14 protein-coding genes and 1 pseudogene are annotated in these 17,281 nt (G+C 73.9%); 10 read left to right on the top strand and 5 right to left on the bottom strand.

What is annotated here, in order from left to right; all coding sequences use genetic code 11:
- Positions 1 to 332: 332 nt before the first annotated feature.
- On the bottom strand, positions 333 to 770 hold the full coding sequence (locus tag ACIPXC_RS29250) for an SRPBCC family protein (protein ID WP_401624077.1): 438 nt from the start codon (positions 768 to 770) through the stop codon (positions 333 to 335).
- Positions 771 to 925: 155 nt separating this feature from the next.
- On the opposite strand from ACIPXC_RS29250, the gene ACIPXC_RS29245 reads away from it, so the two are divergent.
- Positions 926 to 1,111, top strand: a complete 186-nt coding sequence (locus ACIPXC_RS29245; RefSeq protein ID WP_386460507.1) for a DUF5999 family protein — start codon at positions 926 to 928, stop codon at positions 1,109 to 1,111.
- 152 nt (positions 1,112 to 1,263) lie between these two features.
- Here the strand turns inward: ACIPXC_RS29245 and ACIPXC_RS29240 are convergent, their stop codons facing one another.
- Positions 1,264 to 3,360, bottom strand: a complete 2,097-nt coding sequence (locus tag ACIPXC_RS29240) for an ATP-binding protein (protein WP_401624074.1) — start codon at positions 3,358 to 3,360, stop codon at positions 1,264 to 1,266.
- A gap of 62 nt (positions 3,361 to 3,422) precedes the next feature.
- Positions 3,423 to 4,388 (bottom strand): fibronectin type III domain-containing protein, encoded by a 966-nt coding sequence (locus ACIPXC_RS29235; protein ID WP_401624072.1) that lies wholly within the window; start codon positions 4,386 to 4,388, stop codon positions 3,423 to 3,425.
- Between the two features lie 180 nt (positions 4,389 to 4,568).
- Here ACIPXC_RS29235 and ACIPXC_RS29230 point away from each other — a divergent pair, with 180 nt between their 5' ends.
- The 7 genes and pseudogenes from ACIPXC_RS29230 to ACIPXC_RS29200 form a co-directional block, all read left to right on the top strand.
- Positions 4,569 to 6,161, top strand: coding sequence for an ABC transporter substrate-binding protein (locus ACIPXC_RS29230; protein WP_401624070.1), 1,593 nt, complete (start codon positions 4,569 to 4,571; stop codon positions 6,159 to 6,161).
- Positions 6,162 to 6,207: 46 nt separating this feature from the next.
- Positions 6,208 to 7,173 (top strand): ABC transporter permease, encoded by a 966-nt coding sequence (locus tag ACIPXC_RS29225; protein ID WP_401624068.1) that lies wholly within the window; start codon positions 6,208 to 6,210, stop codon positions 7,171 to 7,173.
- Positions 7,166 to 8,032 (top strand): ABC transporter permease, encoded by an 867-nt coding sequence (locus ACIPXC_RS29220; RefSeq protein ID WP_401624066.1) that lies wholly within the window; start codon positions 7,166 to 7,168, stop codon positions 8,030 to 8,032. Before ACIPXC_RS29225 ends, ACIPXC_RS29220 begins: the two co-directional genes overlap by 8 nt.
- Before the next feature lie 104 nt (positions 8,033 to 8,136).
- On the top strand, positions 8,137 to 9,147 hold the full coding sequence (locus ACIPXC_RS29215) for an ABC transporter ATP-binding protein (protein ID WP_401624135.1): 1,011 nt from the start codon (positions 8,137 to 8,139) through the stop codon (positions 9,145 to 9,147).
- Positions 9,140 to 9,877, top strand: a complete 738-nt coding sequence (locus ACIPXC_RS29210) for an ABC transporter ATP-binding protein (protein ID WP_401624064.1) — start codon at positions 9,140 to 9,142, stop codon at positions 9,875 to 9,877. Before ACIPXC_RS29215 ends, ACIPXC_RS29210 begins: the two co-directional genes overlap by 8 nt.
- A 20-nt stretch (positions 9,878 to 9,897) precedes the next feature.
- Positions 9,898 to 10,092 carry a hypothetical protein gene (locus ACIPXC_RS29205; RefSeq protein WP_401624062.1) on the top strand — a complete coding sequence of 65 codons (195 nt, stop codon included), beginning with the start codon at positions 9,898 to 9,900 and terminating at the stop codon, positions 10,090 to 10,092.
- A gap of 27 nt (positions 10,093 to 10,119) precedes the next feature.
- Positions 10,120 to 10,311 (top strand): annotated as a pseudogene (locus tag ACIPXC_RS29200) (hypothetical protein); the annotation flags it as partial.
- 66 nt (positions 10,312 to 10,377) lie between these two features.
- Here the strand turns inward: ACIPXC_RS29200 and ACIPXC_RS29195 are convergent.
- Entirely contained in the window at positions 10,378 to 14,190 is a 3,813-nt protein-coding gene (locus ACIPXC_RS29195) for a helix-turn-helix domain-containing protein (RefSeq protein ID WP_401624060.1), read from the bottom strand.
- 511 nt (positions 14,191 to 14,701) lie between these two features.
- On the opposite strand from ACIPXC_RS29195, the gene ACIPXC_RS29190 reads away from it, so the two are divergent.
- Both ACIPXC_RS29190 and ACIPXC_RS29185 read left to right on the top strand, forming a co-directional pair.
- Positions 14,702 to 15,793, top strand: coding sequence for a nitrous oxide reductase family maturation protein NosD (locus ACIPXC_RS29190; protein ID WP_401624058.1), 1,092 nt, complete (start codon positions 14,702 to 14,704; stop codon positions 15,791 to 15,793).
- A gap of 35 nt (positions 15,794 to 15,828) precedes the next feature.
- Complete coding sequence (locus tag ACIPXC_RS29185; RefSeq protein WP_401624056.1) at positions 15,829 to 16,917, top strand: methyltransferase; 1,089 nt, start codon at positions 15,829 to 15,831, stop codon at positions 16,915 to 16,917.
- A 103-nt stretch (positions 16,918 to 17,020) separates the two neighbouring features.
- Here the strand turns inward: ACIPXC_RS29185 and ACIPXC_RS29180 are convergent, their stop codons facing one another.
- On the bottom strand, positions 17,021 to 17,278 hold the full coding sequence (locus ACIPXC_RS29180; protein WP_401624054.1) for an acyl carrier protein: 258 nt from the start codon (positions 17,276 to 17,278) through the stop codon (positions 17,021 to 17,023).
- Positions 17,279 to 17,281 lie beyond the last annotated feature (3 nt).

Raw genomic sequence — 17,281 nt, 5'->3', positions numbered from 1 at the left:
CGGCCTGCTTGGGTTCTAACGGTCCTCGCAACACCCGCGATCTGTGGGAGTTGCGAGGACCGTGGGCGTTGAGCGGGTTGATCTTGTGGGGGCTTTCCGGGTCCGTGGTGCGGCATCGAGGACAGCCGGTCCTGGGGCCCGCGGGCCCCAGGACCGTGCCGGGTCCGTGGGTGGGGCGGACTGTGCTCGTGTGGGCACGCCGTCGCCCGAGTGGCCCCGCGGTCCGCCTTCCGGCCGGCGGCGGTGGGGGCCTTCGTCGTGCGGCGCGTGCCGCGGTGGTCGTTCGGGGCTTCCGGGTCCCGCGGCCGTGCGGCCCGCCGTGGGCCGGGGGCTCAGGGGCGCAGGAGGCGGGTGATGGCGCGGCCGAAGAGGAGGCGGCCCACGGCCGCGACCGCGGGGTCCAGGGCGCGGGGGAGGCCGCGCAGGCGCAGGTCCTCGCGCCAGTGGATCTCCGCGCCGCCCGCGGGCAGGGGGCGGATCTCGATCTCCGCCCAGCCCGTCACCGCCCGGCCGCGCTTCTCCAGCCGGACCAGTCCCGGCGAGCCCGCGGCGGGCGGTCGCCAGACGACGACCTCCATCCGGTCGTCGAATGTGATCCTGCCCACACCCGTACGGGCCGTGAAGATCGTTCCCACCCGCGTCGGCGGCGTCGTCTCGATGATCGTCCGGGTGAGAGGGACCTGCGCCCCGTGGCGCTTCCAGTCCGTGAGCCTGGACCACGCCCCGGCGGCGGGCGCGGACGTGCGGTGAACGATCCGGATAACGGGCATGAGCGCATGGTAATCGGGCATACACACCGTGAACTGGACGGCGAATATGGGTTCCGTCCGGGGGCGGCGATCAGTAATACTCGCCGCCACCGTGGATCGCGGATTCGACCGGGTGACCACCGGCCCTCCCGCCCCACATCGCGAGGAGGTGCGCCATGTGCTCCCACCAGCCCCCCTGCCCAGCCGCCGACAGCGCCGACCACGACGCCGCCCGCAGTGTGGCCTCCCATCCGGAACAGGGATGGAGCCTGCTCTGCAACGGAGTCGTGATCTTCGACGACACCGGTGAACTGCTCCCCGACAGCCGCGCGGTGGAACCCCGCCGCCCGGCCCTGGTCTGAGCGAGGAGGCAGCATGCGCCAGCAGCTGATCCGCAAGCCCGTCCCCAAGCCCGCCCCCCGAGACCTGGATCTGCGCACACCGTCGGGCAGACCCCTCCCGTACTGACGGGAGCCCCGGCGAAGTTACGCAGCGCGCCGTCCACGGGCCGGACTCAGCCCGTGGGCGCCGCCGCCCCGCCCAGGAACGCCGCCTCGAAGGCCGCGTCCCCGATCGCCGCCCGGGCCTGTCGTTCGCCCTGGTCCCGTACGGCTCTCAGCGAGGGTGAGCCCATCTGCGGCCGGCCCACGGTCCGCCACCACGCGTGCCCGGTGCCCAGCAGGCGGGCCGCCAGTTCGCCGTCGCCCAGCCCGGCCACCGCCGCGGCCAGCAGGTCCAGGCCCAGTGCGATGCCCAGCCGGTCGCCGAGGAGCCGCTTCCCCGACAGCATCGCCCGTACGTGGCGGGCGGCCTCCCCGTGGTCGCCCAGGCCCAGCGCGGCCACCGCCAGGATGTAGTCCGCATAGGACCGCATCCAGCGGTCGCCCAGCTCCGCACAGGCCTCGCGCAGCGACCGCGCCTCCTCGGCCGCCTCCCCGAAGCGTCCCAGCGCGCACAGCGAGTAGCTGGTGGACAGCTTGCACAGCAGCCAGCCCGGCCCGGTGGTCCGTCCGCCGTATGCTGCCCGGGCCTGCGGCCCGGCCAGCTCCAGGGCGCGTACCGGGTCCCCCGGCATGAGGACGGACGCCGCGTGCAGGTAGGCGGCGCGCAGTTCCCGTTCGGGGTCGGCGAGGTGGGCGGCGTCCCGCGCGCACTGTTCGCCGACGCGCCGGGCCTCGTCCATGTCGCCCTGGAGCACCATCGTGAGTCCGAGGGACCACAGGGCCTGGTTGTACGCGACCTCCGTGCGCGGGGCGGTCTCCAGGGCCCGTTCCAGGAAGGCCCGGCCCTCGTGCACGTGCCCGCACGCGAACCAGTAGAACCACAGGGCGCCGGCCATCTCCAGCGCCGCCGTCGGGTCGGAGGTGAGCAGGTGTTCCAGGGCGGTGCGCAACTGCGCGTGCTCGGCGGTGATCCGGCGGTACCAGTCCACCTGCCCCGGACCCATCCAGCCCAGGTCGGCGGCGTGCGAGAGGGCTGCGTACCAGTGGGCGTGCCGGTCGGTGACCAGGTGCGTCTCGCCGAGCTCGGCCAGCCAGTCGTGCCCGTACTCGCGGATCGTGTCCAGCAGCCGGTAGCGGGTGCCGGTGCCCCGCTCCTCGGTGCGCAGGACCACGGACTTGGCGACGAGACCGGCCAGCAGGCGTTCCACCTGGGCGGCGGGCAGCGGTCCGCCCGCGCACACGGCGCGTGCCGCGGCGATGTCGAAGTCTCCCGTGAACACCGAGAGCCTGGCCCACAGCAGCCGTTCCAGCGGCTCGCACAGTTCGTGGCTCCAGCCGATCGTGGTCCGCATCGTCTGGTGCCGGGGCGGCCGGGGGACGCGGACGTCCGACAGCATCTCGAAGCGCTCGCCGATCCGCTCGGCCATCTGCTCGACGGTCCACAACCGCAGCCGGGCGCCGGCGAGTTCCAGGGCGAGGGGGATCCCGTCCAGCCGCCGGCACACCTCGGCGGCGACCGCGGTCCGCTCGGGGTCGGCGAAGACGGCGGCGGCGCGCGGGTTCGCGGCGAGGGCGCGGGCCCGGAAGAGGGCCAGGGCGTCGCTGTCGGGGCCTTCGCAGGGGAGCGGGCGAACCTCGACGACCTCCTCCGTCGCGCAGCGCAGCGGCTCCCGGGAGGTGATCAGGATGGTCAACCCGGGCGCGGACTGCAGCAGTTCGCCCGCCAGGTGGCGGCATTCGGGGACCAGGTGCTCGCAGGTGTCCAGGACGAGCAGGAGCTCCCGGTCGGCCATCCACGCGCACAGCTCCTCGTCGAGCGGGCGCGGGGTGTGGTCGGCGAGGCCCACGGCGTGCGCGACCGTCGCGGTCAGCAGGGCGGGATCGCGCAGCGGGGACAGGTCGACCCACCAGACACCGTCCGGCCGGGTCCGGCCGGCCCCGGCGAGCGCGCGCAGGGCGAGCCGGGATTTGCCGACGCCTCCCACCCCGGTCAGGGTGACCAGCCTCCGCTCGCGCAACAGCTGCCCGAGCAGGTTCAGTTCGGGCTGTCTGCCGATGAAGCTCGCCGACTCCGGCGGCAGGTTGCCCAGTGGTGTCCCGGCGCCCGGGGCGGGAACGCCGTCCGTGGAATCTGGCTGATTGTCATTGACCGAGTACTCACCGAACACGGGAGTATTGTGCGTGATCTCCTGTCCCACCGTGCCGTTCGGGCGGGATCGGTGCACGGAGGTCATCCGGCGAGGGAGATCCGCCGTTCCGCCGAGAAGGCCCCCCAGTTGCCGTCGGGGAGCCTGGCCCGCAGTTTCACGGTCCACTCGGTGCCGGCGGGTTCCGTCACCGTGAGGCGGTGTTCCACCCGTCCGGGGGGCACCGCGCCCGCGCCGAACTGGATGACGGTGGTGGGCCGTCCGTTGACGTGCAGCTCGTACTCGGCGGTCGGGCGTCCGGTGTCCGGGGCGGTCCAGGCGAGGGTGACGGCGCCCGGTGAGGCGGTCGCCGTGAGGTCGGCGGGGGCGGTGCCCGGGCCGTCGCCGGAGGCGGGCGGCGTGCTCACGTCCACGGCCGGGCCGTCGGGGGAGGAGTTGTCCGCGCCGTCCCGCGCCCGCACGGTGAAGGTGTAGACGGTGTCGGGCCGGAGGCCGGTCAGCGTGGTCCCGCTCTCGCCGGGCCCGGCGGTGTGGATGCGTACGCCGGCCTGGTAGACGTCGTACGCCGTGACACCCGTGTCGTCCGTCGAGGGGGTCCACGAGAGCCGGGCGGAGCGGGGGCCGGTCGCGCTGCCCTCGGTGGTGGCGGGGGCGGTGGGTGCCGTGCGGTCCTCGGCCCTGGCCGCCGGGGTGGTCACGGCCGCGGCCGGTCCGGCCCCGGAGAGGTTGCCGGCGGAGTCCAGGGCCCGCACCGTGAAGGAGTAGCCGGTCTGCGGGGTGAGGCCGGTGATGTCGACCATGGTCTTCTCGGCGGGGAGTTCCCGCACCAGCCGTCCGGCCTCGAAGACCTGATAGCGCGTCACTCCGTCCCGGTCCGCCGCCGCGTTCCACATGACGTGTACGGAGGTCGCACTGCCGGCCTGGGCGGTCAGTCCGGTGGGGGCGGACGGCGGCTCGGTGTCAGGGGCGGTGCACGCGGTGAGGCCGGTGAGGCCCGTGACGCCGGTGAGGGTCAGGAAGAGGGCGAGCGTGGGGGCGCTGCGTCGCACGGGGTGCCTTCCTCGGCTTCCGTAAAGGTCTAGACATATATGGCACGGAAGGCGGGAGGGCGACAAGACCTGTGCGTCGCCGACCGGTGATGTGACCCGATTCGTCGACTTCTGATCACCTCTGGCATTATTGCCATCTCTTTGCAATAACGGATAAACGCGAACAGGGATGTGCAGAGCATGACGGCCCGGACAGTACGGGGAGCGGCCAGGACGACGGTGGCCGCCGCACTCATCACGGGCGTGGCGGCCTGCTCCGCCCCCGGAGCCGGCGGTGCGGCCGCCGCCGACTCGGTCGTGGTCGGCATCGCCACCGAGCCGGAGAGCCTCAGCCCGCTGCTTGGCTACGGCAAGGACGGCAACTCCAAGATCTTCGACGGTCTGCTCGCGCACGACGCGGACCTGAAGCTGAAGCCCGCCCTGGCCGAGCGCCTCCCCGAGGTCTCCGCGGACGGACGCACCTACACCTTCGCGCTGCGCCGGGGCGTCACCTTCAGCGACGGGGCCCCCTTCTCCGCCAAGGACGTCGTCTTCACCTACCGGACCATCCTCGCCGCGGGGACGAACAACGCCTCCAAGACCGAACTGGACGCGATCGAGGGCGTCGAGGCGAAGGGCGAGGACACCGTCGTCTTCACCCTGAAGTACCCCTACGCGCCCTTCGCCGAGCGGACCGTGCTGCCCATCGCCCCCGAGCACGTCGCGGGCGCGCAGGACGTCAACAGCGGCGACTTCACCACGCGGCCCGTCGGCACCGGCCCCTACGTGCTCGTCGGCTGGTCCAAGGGCGAGAAGCTCAGCTTCAAGGCCAATCCCCGCTACTGGGGCGGCGAGCCCGCGGTCAAGAAGTTCACCATGGCCGTGATCAAGGACGACGACGTCCGCGCCACCCGGCTGCGCTCCGGCGAGCTCGACGGCGCCGTCCTGCCGCCGAACCTGGCCGCGGGCTTCGCCAAGGACGGGTCCCGCCGCACCTACGCCGCCAAGACCTTCGACTACCGCAACGTCACCCTCCCGACGCACCACGAGGTCACCGGCGACCTCGCCGTCCGGCAGGCACTCGACATCGCCGTGGACCGCACGGCCATGGTCGACAAGCTGCTCGAAGGCGCGGGCAAACCCGCCTTCGGCCCGGTGCCGACCGACAGCCCGTGGTTCACGGCCGGCACCGAGCGACGCCACGACCTCGACCGGGCCCGCAGGATCCTCGACGACGCCGGCTGGAAGGCCGGCGAGGACGGGATCCGCGTCAAGGACGGGGTCCGCGCCTCCTTCCCGCTCTGGTACACCTCGGGCGACAAGATCCGCCAGGACCACGCCCTCGCCTTCGCCTCCGACGCCAAGAAGGCCGGTATCGAGGTCACCGTAGAGGCCGGGACCTGGGAGGTCATCGAACCCCGGATGAAGACCGAGGCGGTCCTCGCGGGCGGCGGCTCACCGGCCGACCCGGACTTCGACCAGTACCTGCTGCTCACCTCGTCGCTGGGCGGCGACGGCTTCAACAACATGGCCTGGTACGACGATCCGGCCGTGGACGCGGCCCTCGCCGAAGGCCGCCGCAGTGCGGACCCGGCCGTCCGCAAGGCCGCCTACGACACGGTGCAGCGGCGCCTCGCCGACAACCCGGGCTATGTCTTCCTCACCCACATCGACCACCTCTACGTCGTGAACGACAGGTGGGACGGGCTCGGCACCCAGGTGGAGCCGCACGAACACGGTCTCGGCTCCGGCCCCTGGTGGAACGTCGAGAGCTGGAAGCCGAAGCAGAAGTGAGCCACACACAGTGACCACCCGCTCCGTCCGCCTCCCCTGGAGGCCGATGGCGCGCATGGCGGGGCGGCGGACCCTGTCCGCCGCCCCCGTCCTGCTCGCCGTCACCTTCGGCGTCTTCGCCCTCGCCGCACTGTCCCCCTTCGACCCCGTCAAGGCCTACGCCGGCACCGCCGGACTCACCGCCTCGCAGGCCGAACTCGACCAGCTGCGGATCAACCTCGGCGTCGACCGGCCCCTGGTCGCACGCTGGTGGGACTGGCTGACCTCGGCCCTCACCGGCGACCTCGGGACCTCCGCCGTCATGCGCCGGCCCGTCGCCGACGTCATCGCCGAGCGGGTGGGCTGGTCGGCGCTGCTGGCGGCCTGCGCCTTCACCCTGGCCGTACTAGCGGGCACCGCGCTCGGGGTGCTCGCCGCCCGCCGGGCGGGCGGCCCGCTGGACCGCGCCGTGTCCGCACTCGCCTACACCCTGGAGGCGGCCCCGGCCTTCTGGCTGGCACTGCTCGCCATCTGGTTCTTCTCCGTCCGGCTCGGCGCGCTGCCCTCGGGCGGTCTCACCGACGCGGGCAGCGACACCGTCACCCCCGGGCAGGTCGCCTCCCACGTGGTGCTTCCCGCACTGGTCCTGGGCGTCTCCCAACTGCCCTGGTTCTTCCTGTACGTCCGCCAGGGTGTGGCCGACGCACTGGCGGAGGACCCCGTACGCGGGGCCCGCGCACGGGGACTGGCCGAACGCAGGGTCCTGCTCGGGCACGCCCTGCGCTCCGGCCTGCTCCCGATGCTGACGCTGATCGGCTCCCGGACACCCGAACTGATCACCGGCGCCCTGCTGGTGGAGACGGTCTTCAGCTGGCCCGGCATCGCGGCGGCGACCGTACAGGCGGCCACCTCCGTCGACTTCCCGCTCCTGGCCGCCCTGACGGTGCTGGCCACCGCCGCCGTACTCGCCGGGAACCTCCTCTCCGACCTGCTGTACGGCCTGGCCGACCCGAGGGTGGGCTTCGATGGCTGAGCAGGTCTGGCGCCCGCAGGGCCGCACCCGCCGCTCCACCCGCACCCTGCGGGTCCGCACCTCCGCCACCGTCATGGCCGTGATCGTGCTCGCCGTCCTGCTCGTGCCCCCGCTGGCGCAACTGGACCAGCAGGCCGTCGACCTCGCGGCGAAACTTCGCCCCCCCTCGTGGGAGCACCCCTTCGGCACCGACGACGTCGGACGCGACCTGCTGCTGCGCTGCGTGTACGGACTGCGCGTCTCCCTCTTCGTCGGACTGGTGGCCGCACTCGCCGCCACCGTGATCGGCACCGCGGTGGGCGCGGCCGCGGGCGCGCTCGGCGGCCGGACCGACCGGATGGTGATGCGCGCCGTCGACACCCTCTCCTCCGTCCCGCACCTGCTCCTGGGCATCTTCGTCGTGGCGGTGTTCCGGCCGGGCGTCTGGCCCGTCGTGGCCTCCGTCGCGGTCACCCACTGGCTCTCGACGGCCCGGATCGTCCGCGCGGAGGTCATGTCCCTGCGCGGCCGGGCCTACGTGGACGCCGCCGTCTCCGGCGGCGCCTCACGGTGGCGGGTCGCCGTACGGCACCTGGTACCCGGCGTCCTCCCGCAGGCCTGCCTCGCCGCCGTGCTGATGATCCCGCACGCGATGTGGCACGAGTCCGCCCTCTCCTTCCTCGGCCTCGGACTCCCGGCCCACCAGGCGAGCCTGGGCAACCTGGTACAGACCGCGCGCGGTTCGCTGCTCGCCGGTCACTGGTGGCCCACCCTCTTCCCCGGCCTCCTCCTGATCCTCCCGACCCTGGCCATCGCCGGTCTCGCGGGCGCCTGGCGCGACCGCCTCAACCCGCGCCGCCGCTCGGAGCTGACCCTGTGACCCCCTCACCACCCGCCCCCGCCACGCCCGCCGGAGCCGACGCCCCCCGCACCGGGGGGACCGGCCCCGTCCTGCGCGTCGAGAACCTCTCCGTCCGCTTCCGCATGCCCGCGGGCCGCTACGTGGAGGCCGTCACCGGCGCCGACTTCACCCTCGCCCCCGGCGAGAGCCTCGCCCTCGTCGGGGAGAGCGGCTGCGGGAAGTCCGTACTCGCCTCCGCCCTCCTCGGCCTGCTCCCCGGCAACGCCGAGACCGCCGGATCGGCCCGGCTCGCCGACGGCCTCGACCTGCTGGCCGCCGACGAGCGCACCCTCGCCCGGACCGTACGCGGCCGACGCGTCGGCCTGGTCCCGCAGAGCCCGGCCGCGCACCTCACCCCGGTCCGCACCGTCCGCGCCCATCTGGAGGAGACCGTTCGCGACCGGGCCGGCACCGGGTACGCCGACCAGGACGCCGCCGAGGGCACGGCGGCGGCCGGGCCCCACCCCTCTCCGGCCGGCCGGGTCCCCGCCTCCGGCACAACCGACGGCCCTGCCCGCGGCGGACGCCGGCGCCGGCTCGCCGCCGTGCGCGCGGCGGCCCGGGCGGCGGCGGGCCGCGCCGCCTTCCCCGCCTCCCACCTCGACCGCCACCCCCACGAGCTCTCCGGGGGCCTCGCCCAGCGCGCGGCCACCGCCCTCGCCCTCGTGGGCGACGCACCGCTGCTCCTGGCCGACGAACCCACCACCGGCCTCGACCGCGACCTCGTCGAGCGCACCGTCGACGAACTCCGCGCCCACACCCGCGCCGACGGCCGGGCACTGCTGATGATCACGCACGACCTGGCCGCGGCCGAGCGGATCGCCGACACCGTCGCCGTCATGTACGCGGGACGGATCGTCGAGATCGCCCCGGCCGGAGCCTTCTTCGGCAGCCCCGGCCCCCGCCACCCCTACGCCCGGGGCCTCCTCGACGCACTCCCCGAACGGGCCTTCACCCCCGTCCCCGGTGCCCCGCCCGAGCTCGGCGCGCTCCCGCCGGGCTGCGCCTTCGCCGCCCGCTGCGCCGCCGTCGACCCGCTCTGCCGCACCCGGCGGCCCGTGCTCACCGAAGGGGTGGCCTGCCACCATGCTTGAGCTCAAGGACATCACCGCGGGTTACGACCGCCGTGCCCCCGCGGTCCGCGGCGCCCACCTGAGCCTGCGTCCGGGGGAGTCCCTCGGCCTGCTCGGACCGAGCGGCTGCGGCAAGTCCACCCTGGCCCGGGTCGCCGCCCTGCTGCACCGGCCCGACCGGGGGACCGTCACCCTCGACGGCCACACCGTCACCGGCTTCTTCCACCGGGCCCCCCGCTCCCTGCGCACCGCCGTCGGAGTCGTCTTCCAGCAGCCGCGTCTCGCCGCCGACCCCCGCCTCAGGCTCCGCGACCTCGTCGCGGAACCCCTCCGGGCGAACGGCCGGCGTCGGGAAGCGGAGCCGCTCGTGGCCGAGCTGGCGGAGCGGGTGGGCCTCGGCGCGGACCTGCTCTCCCGCCGTCCCCACGAGGTCAGCGACGGCCAGCTGCAACGCGCCTGCCTGGCCCGGGCCCTGGTGCTGCGGCCGCGCTGGCTGGTCTGCGACGAGATGACCGCGATGCTGGACGCCTCCACCACGGCCGCGCTGGTCGCGGTCGTCGAGGACTACCGCGCCGAGACGGGGGCCGGACTGCTCGCGGTGGGCCACGACCCGGTGCTCCTCGACCGCTGGTGCGGGCGAACGGTCCACTGGAAGGAGATCGTCAAGCACCGACCACCCGTCACGGACGGTCAACACCCGTACGGCGGACACGTCCTTCGCCCGGAAGCACCCCGCTCTGCGCCACCATGACGGTGACTCAGGAGGTCTCGATGGTGCTTTCCCTCTCCGTGGTCGTCCTGCTCCTCATCCTCGCCTGGATCTTCCTGCGCAGCGGCGGGCTGAAGTTCTCGCACGCCCTCGTCTGCGTCCTGCTCGGGTTCCACCTCGCGAGCAGCAGCATGGCCGCGACCATCCACAGCGGCCTGACGGCCACCGCGAACGCGGTCTCCGGCCTCAACCCCTGACCGGCTGCCGCGCCTTCGTGAATCATCCTCGCACCCAACGGCCGCAGCGGCATGCACTCCGACGCGGCCGGCAGCGCCACCTCGCCCTGGGCGGGGCCGCTCGGCAAGAACCTCCGGGTGACCAGCCGGAGGATCGCGGCGCTCGGCGGCGAGTGCGCCACCGCCCCCTTCGACTCGGGCGGCCGTCTCGTCACGGTGTGCGGCACCTTCTCGGGCTTCAACGGCATCGTCGCGGTCCGCGACCGCTGACCCCCGCCCCTCGGACCCGGTCGCCGGGACGGCCCCTCAGCGGTCCGTCCCGGCCTCCAGGGACGACGGACTGCCCCGTCCCCGCCGCAGCCGGTCGATCTCCGCCAGCCGCGCCCCCACGTCCAGGTTCCACAACCGCACCGTGCCGTCCGTGCTGCTGCTCGCCACCGTCCCCCCGTCCGGGGCGAAGGCGACCCCCCACACGGCGTTCGTGTGTCCGGAGAGCGCCGCGAGCGTGCGCCGGCCGGCCACGTCCCACAGCCGCACCGTACGGTCGTTGCCACTGCTGGCGAGGGTGCGGCCGTCGGGGGAGAAGGCGATGCCCCGGGCCGACCCGGTGTGGCCGGACAGGGCCGACTCGAAGCGGTGGCGCCGCGCGTCCCACAGCCGTACGGTCCCGTCGTTGCCGCTGCTGGCGAGGGTGCGGCCGTCGGGGGAGAAGGCCACGCCCCGGACCGCACCCGTATGACCGGTGAGAGCGGCCAGCGGGCGGCGGCCGGGCACGTCCCAGAGGCGGACCGCCAGATCGTCACCGGCGCTCGCCAGGGTGCGCCCGTCGGGGCTGAACGCCACGTCGTTGGCGAAATCCGTGTGCCCGCGGAGCGTGGCGAGCGGCCGGCGCGAGGCGACGTCCCACAGCCGGACGGTGCCGTCGGAGCCGGCCGAGGCCAGCGTCCGCCCGTCCGGCGAGAAGTCCACCGCGAACACGGTCCCGCCCTGGCCGGCCAGCGTGGCCGTCGGGCCGCCCGCCGCGACGTCCCACAGCCGGACCGTGCCGTCGGAACCGGCCGAGGCCAGCGTCCGCCCGTCCGGCGAGAAGTCCACCGCGAACACCGTCTCGGTGTGCCCGCCGAAGGTGGCCACGACCCTGCGCCCCGCCACGTCCCACAGCCGCACCGCGTGATCGGCCTCCGCCGTGGCCAGCAGCTTCCCGTCCGGGCTGTACGCGGCGTGCCAGACCTCCGTGAACGGCCGCGAGGCCAGCACCGCGCCCCGCAGGTCCCACAGCACCACCGACTGGTCGAACCCCGCGGTGGCCAGCACAGCGCCCCGGCTGTCCACGGCCACCCCGAGCACGTAGTCGGTGTGTCCGGCGAGCGACGCAGTCAGCCGGCCGCCGGCCACGTCCCACAGCCGGGTCGTACCGTCGCCGCCCGCACTGACCACCGTCGTCCCGTCCGGTGTGAAGGCGACGCCGTTGACGTCGTCGCTGTGCCCGGTGAGGGTGGCGGTCGTCCGGCGCCCCGCCACGTCCCACAGCCGTACGGTCCGGTCGACGCCCCCCGTGGCGACCGTACGGCCGTCCGGGGCGAACGCCGCGCCGAGCACCTCGTCCGTGTGCCCGGGCAGCACGGCGACTTCGGCGGCCCCCACCGGGTCCCACAGCCGTACGGACCGGTCGGAGCCGGCCGAGACCAGCATCCGGCCGTCCGCGGCGAAGGACAGGGCGTTGACCCGCCCGGTGTGCCCGGCCAGGGACGCGACGGCGCGGTGCTCCCCGGTGGTCTCCCACAACCGGATCGTCCCGTCCGGGCAGCCGGTGGCCACGGTACGCCCGTCCGGCGCGAAGGCCACGGCACGCGAGCCCGTCGTGCTCGCCGGGAGCGCCGCGCCCGGACGGCCGCCGGTGGTGTCCCAGAGCCGTGCGGGCCCGTCCGTGGAGGCCGCCGCGAGCGTGCGGCCGTCGGGGCTCACGGCGACCGAGCGGACCCGGCCGGCCAGGGTGAAGGTGGCGGTGGTGCGCCGGTCGGACAACTGCCGCACGGTCACCGTCCCGTCGGAACTGCCCGTCGCGAGCAGCCCGTCGTCCGGGCCGAAGGCCACCGTGTTGACCGGTCCGCCGTGTCCGCCGAGCCGGGCGACGAACGGCTGGGACTGGGTGCTCAGCACGGCCCCGCGCGCCTCGCTGGTCTGCGCGGTCCGGTACGCGTCGCCGGCGAGCAGCATCGACGCCTCCGGCTGCCCCGCGGCCAGTGCCGCCGACTGCAGGGCGAGCGCCCGGGAACGGGCGATCCGTTCCTGGCCGAGCGCACCCGCGCGCTGCTGGTACGCCAGCCCGCCGGCGCCCACGGCCAGGACCAGCAGGAGCACCAGCGTGGCCAGCATCCGCCGGCGCAGCCGTGCCTGGCGGGCGGCCTGCCGCTCGCGGCTGTCCTGTGCCGCGCGGCTCTCGCGGAGGAAGTCCGCCTCCCCGGGGGCGAGCCGGCTCCTGCCGTCGAGGTCGTCCGCCCACGAGCGGGCCGTGTCCAGCCGGGTCCCGCGGTAGAGCACCGACGGGTCACGGCCCTCGCGCTCCCACTCGGCCGCGGCGTGGGCCAGTTGCTGGTGGATCAGGAGCCCCGCCCGGTCGGCGCCGATCCAGCCGCGCAGCCGCGGCCAGGCGTGCAGCAGGGCCTCGTGGGTGATCTCCACGGTGTCGCTGTCCATGGTGATCAGGCGGGCCCGTACGAAGGCGTCGAGCGCGGCCGACGCCGGGCCCGCGTCGGCCAGTTGCTCCATCAGGGCCGTCCGGGCCATCCGGCGCCGGGTGGCGCCCGTACCGTCGGCGACGTGCACCAGCCGTACCAGGATGCGCCGGAGCGTGTGCTGCTCGGCAGGGTAGAGGCGGGCGAAGACCTGCTCGGCGGTCCGGGCGACCGCCCCCTGGATGCCGCCGGTGCGCTCGTATCCGGCGACGGTCAAGGTGGTGCCCTCGCGCCGGCGCCAGGTGGCCATCAGCGCGTGGGAGACCAGGGGCAGCGCGCCGGAGGGCGTCGCACCGCCGGGCGGATCGTCGCGCAGGCCGACATCGGCCAGCAGCAGGGGGACCAGTCCCGGTTCGAGTGCGAGACCCGCGAGCCGGGCCGGGAGGGTGATCGACTCCCGCAGTTCCTCGGGCGACATCGGCGGCAGGACGAACAGGCCGCCGGTGAAGACCGGGGCGAGCTCGGGGAGGTCCAGGCAGTTCCCGGAGAAGTCGGCCCGCACACCGAGCACCACGACGGCCGGGGCGTACGGAGGTCCCGCGACGGCCAGCGCGCAGAGCACCCGTACGAACGCGCGCCGTTCGTCCTCGTCGGCGCACAGGGTGAACAACTCCTCGAACTGGTCGACGAGCAGTACGGGACGCAGGGGCGGCGGCGGCAGGCCCGGGGCGGTCGGGCGGGGCTCCGACAGCCGGTGGACCGCGTCGAGCAGGACGTGCGGATGCTCCCGCACCTCGTGTGAGGTGATGCCGAGATCGCCGCCCAGCACCTTCGCGGTGCGGCAGAGGAGTTCCTCCAGCGGATGCGCGGTGGGGGTGAGCCTGACCACCGGCCAGGTGTCGGCGCCCGGCATGGGGAGGCCACCGCTCCGCAGCGCCGGTACGAGGCCGGCGTTGAGCAGGGAGGACTTGCCGGCGCCCGACGGGGCGACGAGCATCAGGGGCCCACTGCCGATCCGCTCGAAGACGCGTTCGGTCAGCTCGGCGGTGGCCCTCTCCCGGCCGAAGAACCACCGGGCGTCCTGCTCGGTGAAGGCGGGCAGGCCCCGGTAGGGGCACTCGGCCTCCGTCCGCGGTCCGGCCACGGTGACCGCATCGCCGGCGGCCCCACCCTCGGGCGACTCCGCCTCCCGGGCCATCCGCAGCAGTTCACCCCCTGCGCGCAGCACGTCGTCGCAGCGGCGGGCCACATCGACGGTGACGCGCTTCGAGCCGGTCTCGATCTTGCTCAGGTAGCCCTTGCTGTAGTGCGTCGCGCGGGCGAGGTCCGCGAGGGACAGGCCGCGTTGCAACCGCAGACGTCTCAGCTGGGCGGGGAAGGGTCGTGCGGCGTCGTCGGACTCCCGCAGGTGGTCGGTCTTCCGCCGGTGGTCCGGATCCCCCACGACATCCCCCATGGCAGTGCGACCAGACAGTGAGACGGCATCGCCCAGGCTACCGCGAGGGCCAACCGGAAGCGGGGATCTTCCCGCCGGTATGAAGAGAACACGGGCTTCCGGAGCCGAAGTGCGACGGCTCCGGAAGTCCTCCTCGCGGGGGTGCCGGCGGTCGAGGCGGATGGAGTCGACCGGCGTGAGGTCGGCATGCACACCGGTCTTGGAGGCGAGGGGGGCTGCCGCAGCCCGCGCCGTTCGAGCCGGTGCACAGGTTTGCGGTCGCACCGCCGTACTGGTTGTTCGGCACCCCGTGCTTCCCGAACCGGTTGCCGAGGTGGTGGGCCCCGTACCGGTGGAAGACGTACGCCGGCCCGACGGTAGCGGGCGGCGCGGTACGCGGCGGTGCGGCTCCGGTACGACGATCCACTCTCCGGACGTCAAAATGCGGCCGTTTGCCCACGGCATGCATCGATACGATGACCCAATGTGGCGATATGTCCCAATCGCCCATAACTTCTGCATGGTGACGAACCGACAACTGAAGTCCCTCACGTGCATCGCCGTCGTCATGGCCGCCGGTTTCGGCGTGTTCGCGCCACCCGCGTCCGCGGCCGGACACCGAGTGCACCCGGGCGACTCGATCCAGGACGCGGTGGACTCCGCGCGGCCGGGCGACACCATCACCGTGATGCCCGGCACCTACTACGAGAACGTGCTGATCACCAAGCGGCTGACGCTGCGCGGCTGGGGAGAGCGGACGGTCATCAGGCCGCCGGCCGCGAAGACCCTGCCGGCCGGGCCGAAGGCGTCCGGGCGGGCCGCCCTCGCCTGCTCGCAGGCGGACACCGGCATCTGCGTCATGGGTACCGAGGAGCGGCCCGTCGCCCGGGTCGAGATCCGGGCGCTGACCGTCTCGGGCTTCAAACGGAACGGCATCTGGGCCTCGTACACCGACCGGCTGAGCGTCGAACGCGTGATCTCCGAGAACAACAGCACCTGGGGCATCGCCCAGGAGCGGTCCACCCGCGGGTTCTTCCGCGACAACATCGCCCGCGACAACGCCGAGTCGGGCATCTTCATCGCCAACACCGTCGCGCGCGAGGGCGGTGCCACCGACACCGGAGGCGCGGTGATCCGCGGCAACCGGCTGACCGGCAACCGGATCGGGGTCACGGTCAGGCGCGTGCGGAACCTCACCGTCAGCGGCAACAACCTCAGCGGCAACTGCGGCGGCGTGTTCGTCGTGGGAGACGAGGGCGAGCCCGGAGCCGGTGACCTGACCATCCGAGGCAACCGCATCCACGAGAACAACAAGTTCTGCAAGGGCAACAGCCGCCTTCCCGACATCCAGGGCGTCGGCGTCGTCCTCACCGGCGCCGAAGAGACGATCGTGCGTTCGAACTCCATCCGCGGCAACGTCGGATCCTCCCCGCTGTCGGGCGGCATCCTGCTGTTCAAGAGCTTCGTGGGCGCGACGAACACCGACAACGTCATCGAGGACAACGAGGTGAGGGACAACCTGCCGGCGGACCTGGCCAACCAGGGCGCCGGGTCGGGCAACCGCTTCCTCAACAACCGGTGCGACACCTCCGTGCCCGCCGGCATGTGCTGACCGGTGTCCCCCCTCATCAGGAGAATCGAGGCCCCATGACAACGGTGAGTTCCACCCCCGCCGCAACCCCCGCCCCCGTCCCTGCACCGAACGCCGGCCCCCCGCACACGCCCCCGCCGGCCATGCGCCTGCGGGAGCTCGCCTTCGGCGCGGCCGTCGCCGCCGCCGTACGGGCCGCGGCCCGCCTCAAGGTCGCCGACGCCCTCGGGGAGTCGCCCGCCACCCCCACCGAGCTCGCGGCCGCCGTGCAGGCGGAGCCGAAGCCCCTGCAACGCCTGCTCCGGGCCCTGTCCTGCTACGGGATCTTCGCCGAGACCGAGGACGGGTGCTTCGTCCACACGGAGATGTCGCGGCTGCTGCGCGAGGACGACCCGCACAGCCTGCGCGACATCTCGCTGTGGTGCACGGAACCCTGGACCTGGCAGGCGTGGCCGCGCCTCGACGACGCCGTGCGCAGCGGCGACGGCGCGAGCATCTTCCACGAGCTGTTCGGCAAGGGGTTCTTCACGTACCTGCACGAGGACGCCCACGAGTCGGCGCACGTCTTCAACCGCGCCATGACCACCTCCAGCGTCCAGTCGGCGCTGGACGTCGCGGACCTCCTCGACCTCACCGGCGTCTCGGTGGTCGCGGACATCGGCGGCGGCCAGGGGCACGTGCTGGCCAGCCTGCTGGAGAAGCACCCGACCGTGCGCGGGTACCTGCTCGACCTGCCCGGCGTGGCCGCCAAGGCCGATCCCCGGCTGCGCGACGGCGGTCCCCTCGCCGACCGGACCGGCATCGTCCCCGGCGACTGCCGCGAGGCCGTTCCGGTCGAGGCCGACCTCTACATCATCAAGAACATCCTCGAATGGGACGACGACAGCACCCGCAGGTGCCTGCGGAACGTCGTCGCCGCCGCCCGCCCCGGAGCCAGGGTCGTCGTCATCGAGAACCTCGTCGACGACACCCCCTCGATGCGCTTCACCACGGCCATGGACATGATGCTCCTGCTCAACGTCGGCGGCGCGAAGCACACCAAGGAAAGCCTCCGCACCCGGCTGGCGGACGCCGGACTGGTGCTCGGCGACATCCGTCCCGTCAACGCCTACCTGCACGCCTTCGAGTGCACCGTGCCCGGGTGATCCTCCCGGCCGGCACGCGCCACGACGCCCCGGGACCGGCGGTCGGCCGGTCCCGGGGCGTCGTCATGCGTGCCGGGCGGCGGCGCCCGTCCGCCCGGACGCTTCAGGTGCCGGCCGTCAGGGCTTCGTTGACGAGGTCGAGGAACTCGCGCGGCGACTTGCACTGGTCCGCCCCGGCGGGGAGGGGCCGGCCGTGCCGGTTCTCCAGCTCGCCGACGATGCCGAGCAGCCCCAGGGAGTCGAGCCCCCACTCATCGAACTGCGCGTCGGGCCGACTGGCCATCACGGCGGGGTCGACTGCGATGCCCGCACCCTTCTTCATCAGCGCGGCCAGTTCTTCCACGGTCAGTCGGTCGGTCATGGC

It is taken from the genome of Streptomyces sp. NPDC090021 (genome assembly GCF_044748225.1).
Lineage (GTDB): Bacteria > Actinomycetota > Actinomycetes > Streptomycetales > Streptomycetaceae > Streptomyces.
Note: the sequence above shows the minus strand (reverse complement) of the source record. Positions and strands in the feature narration are given on the sequence as shown.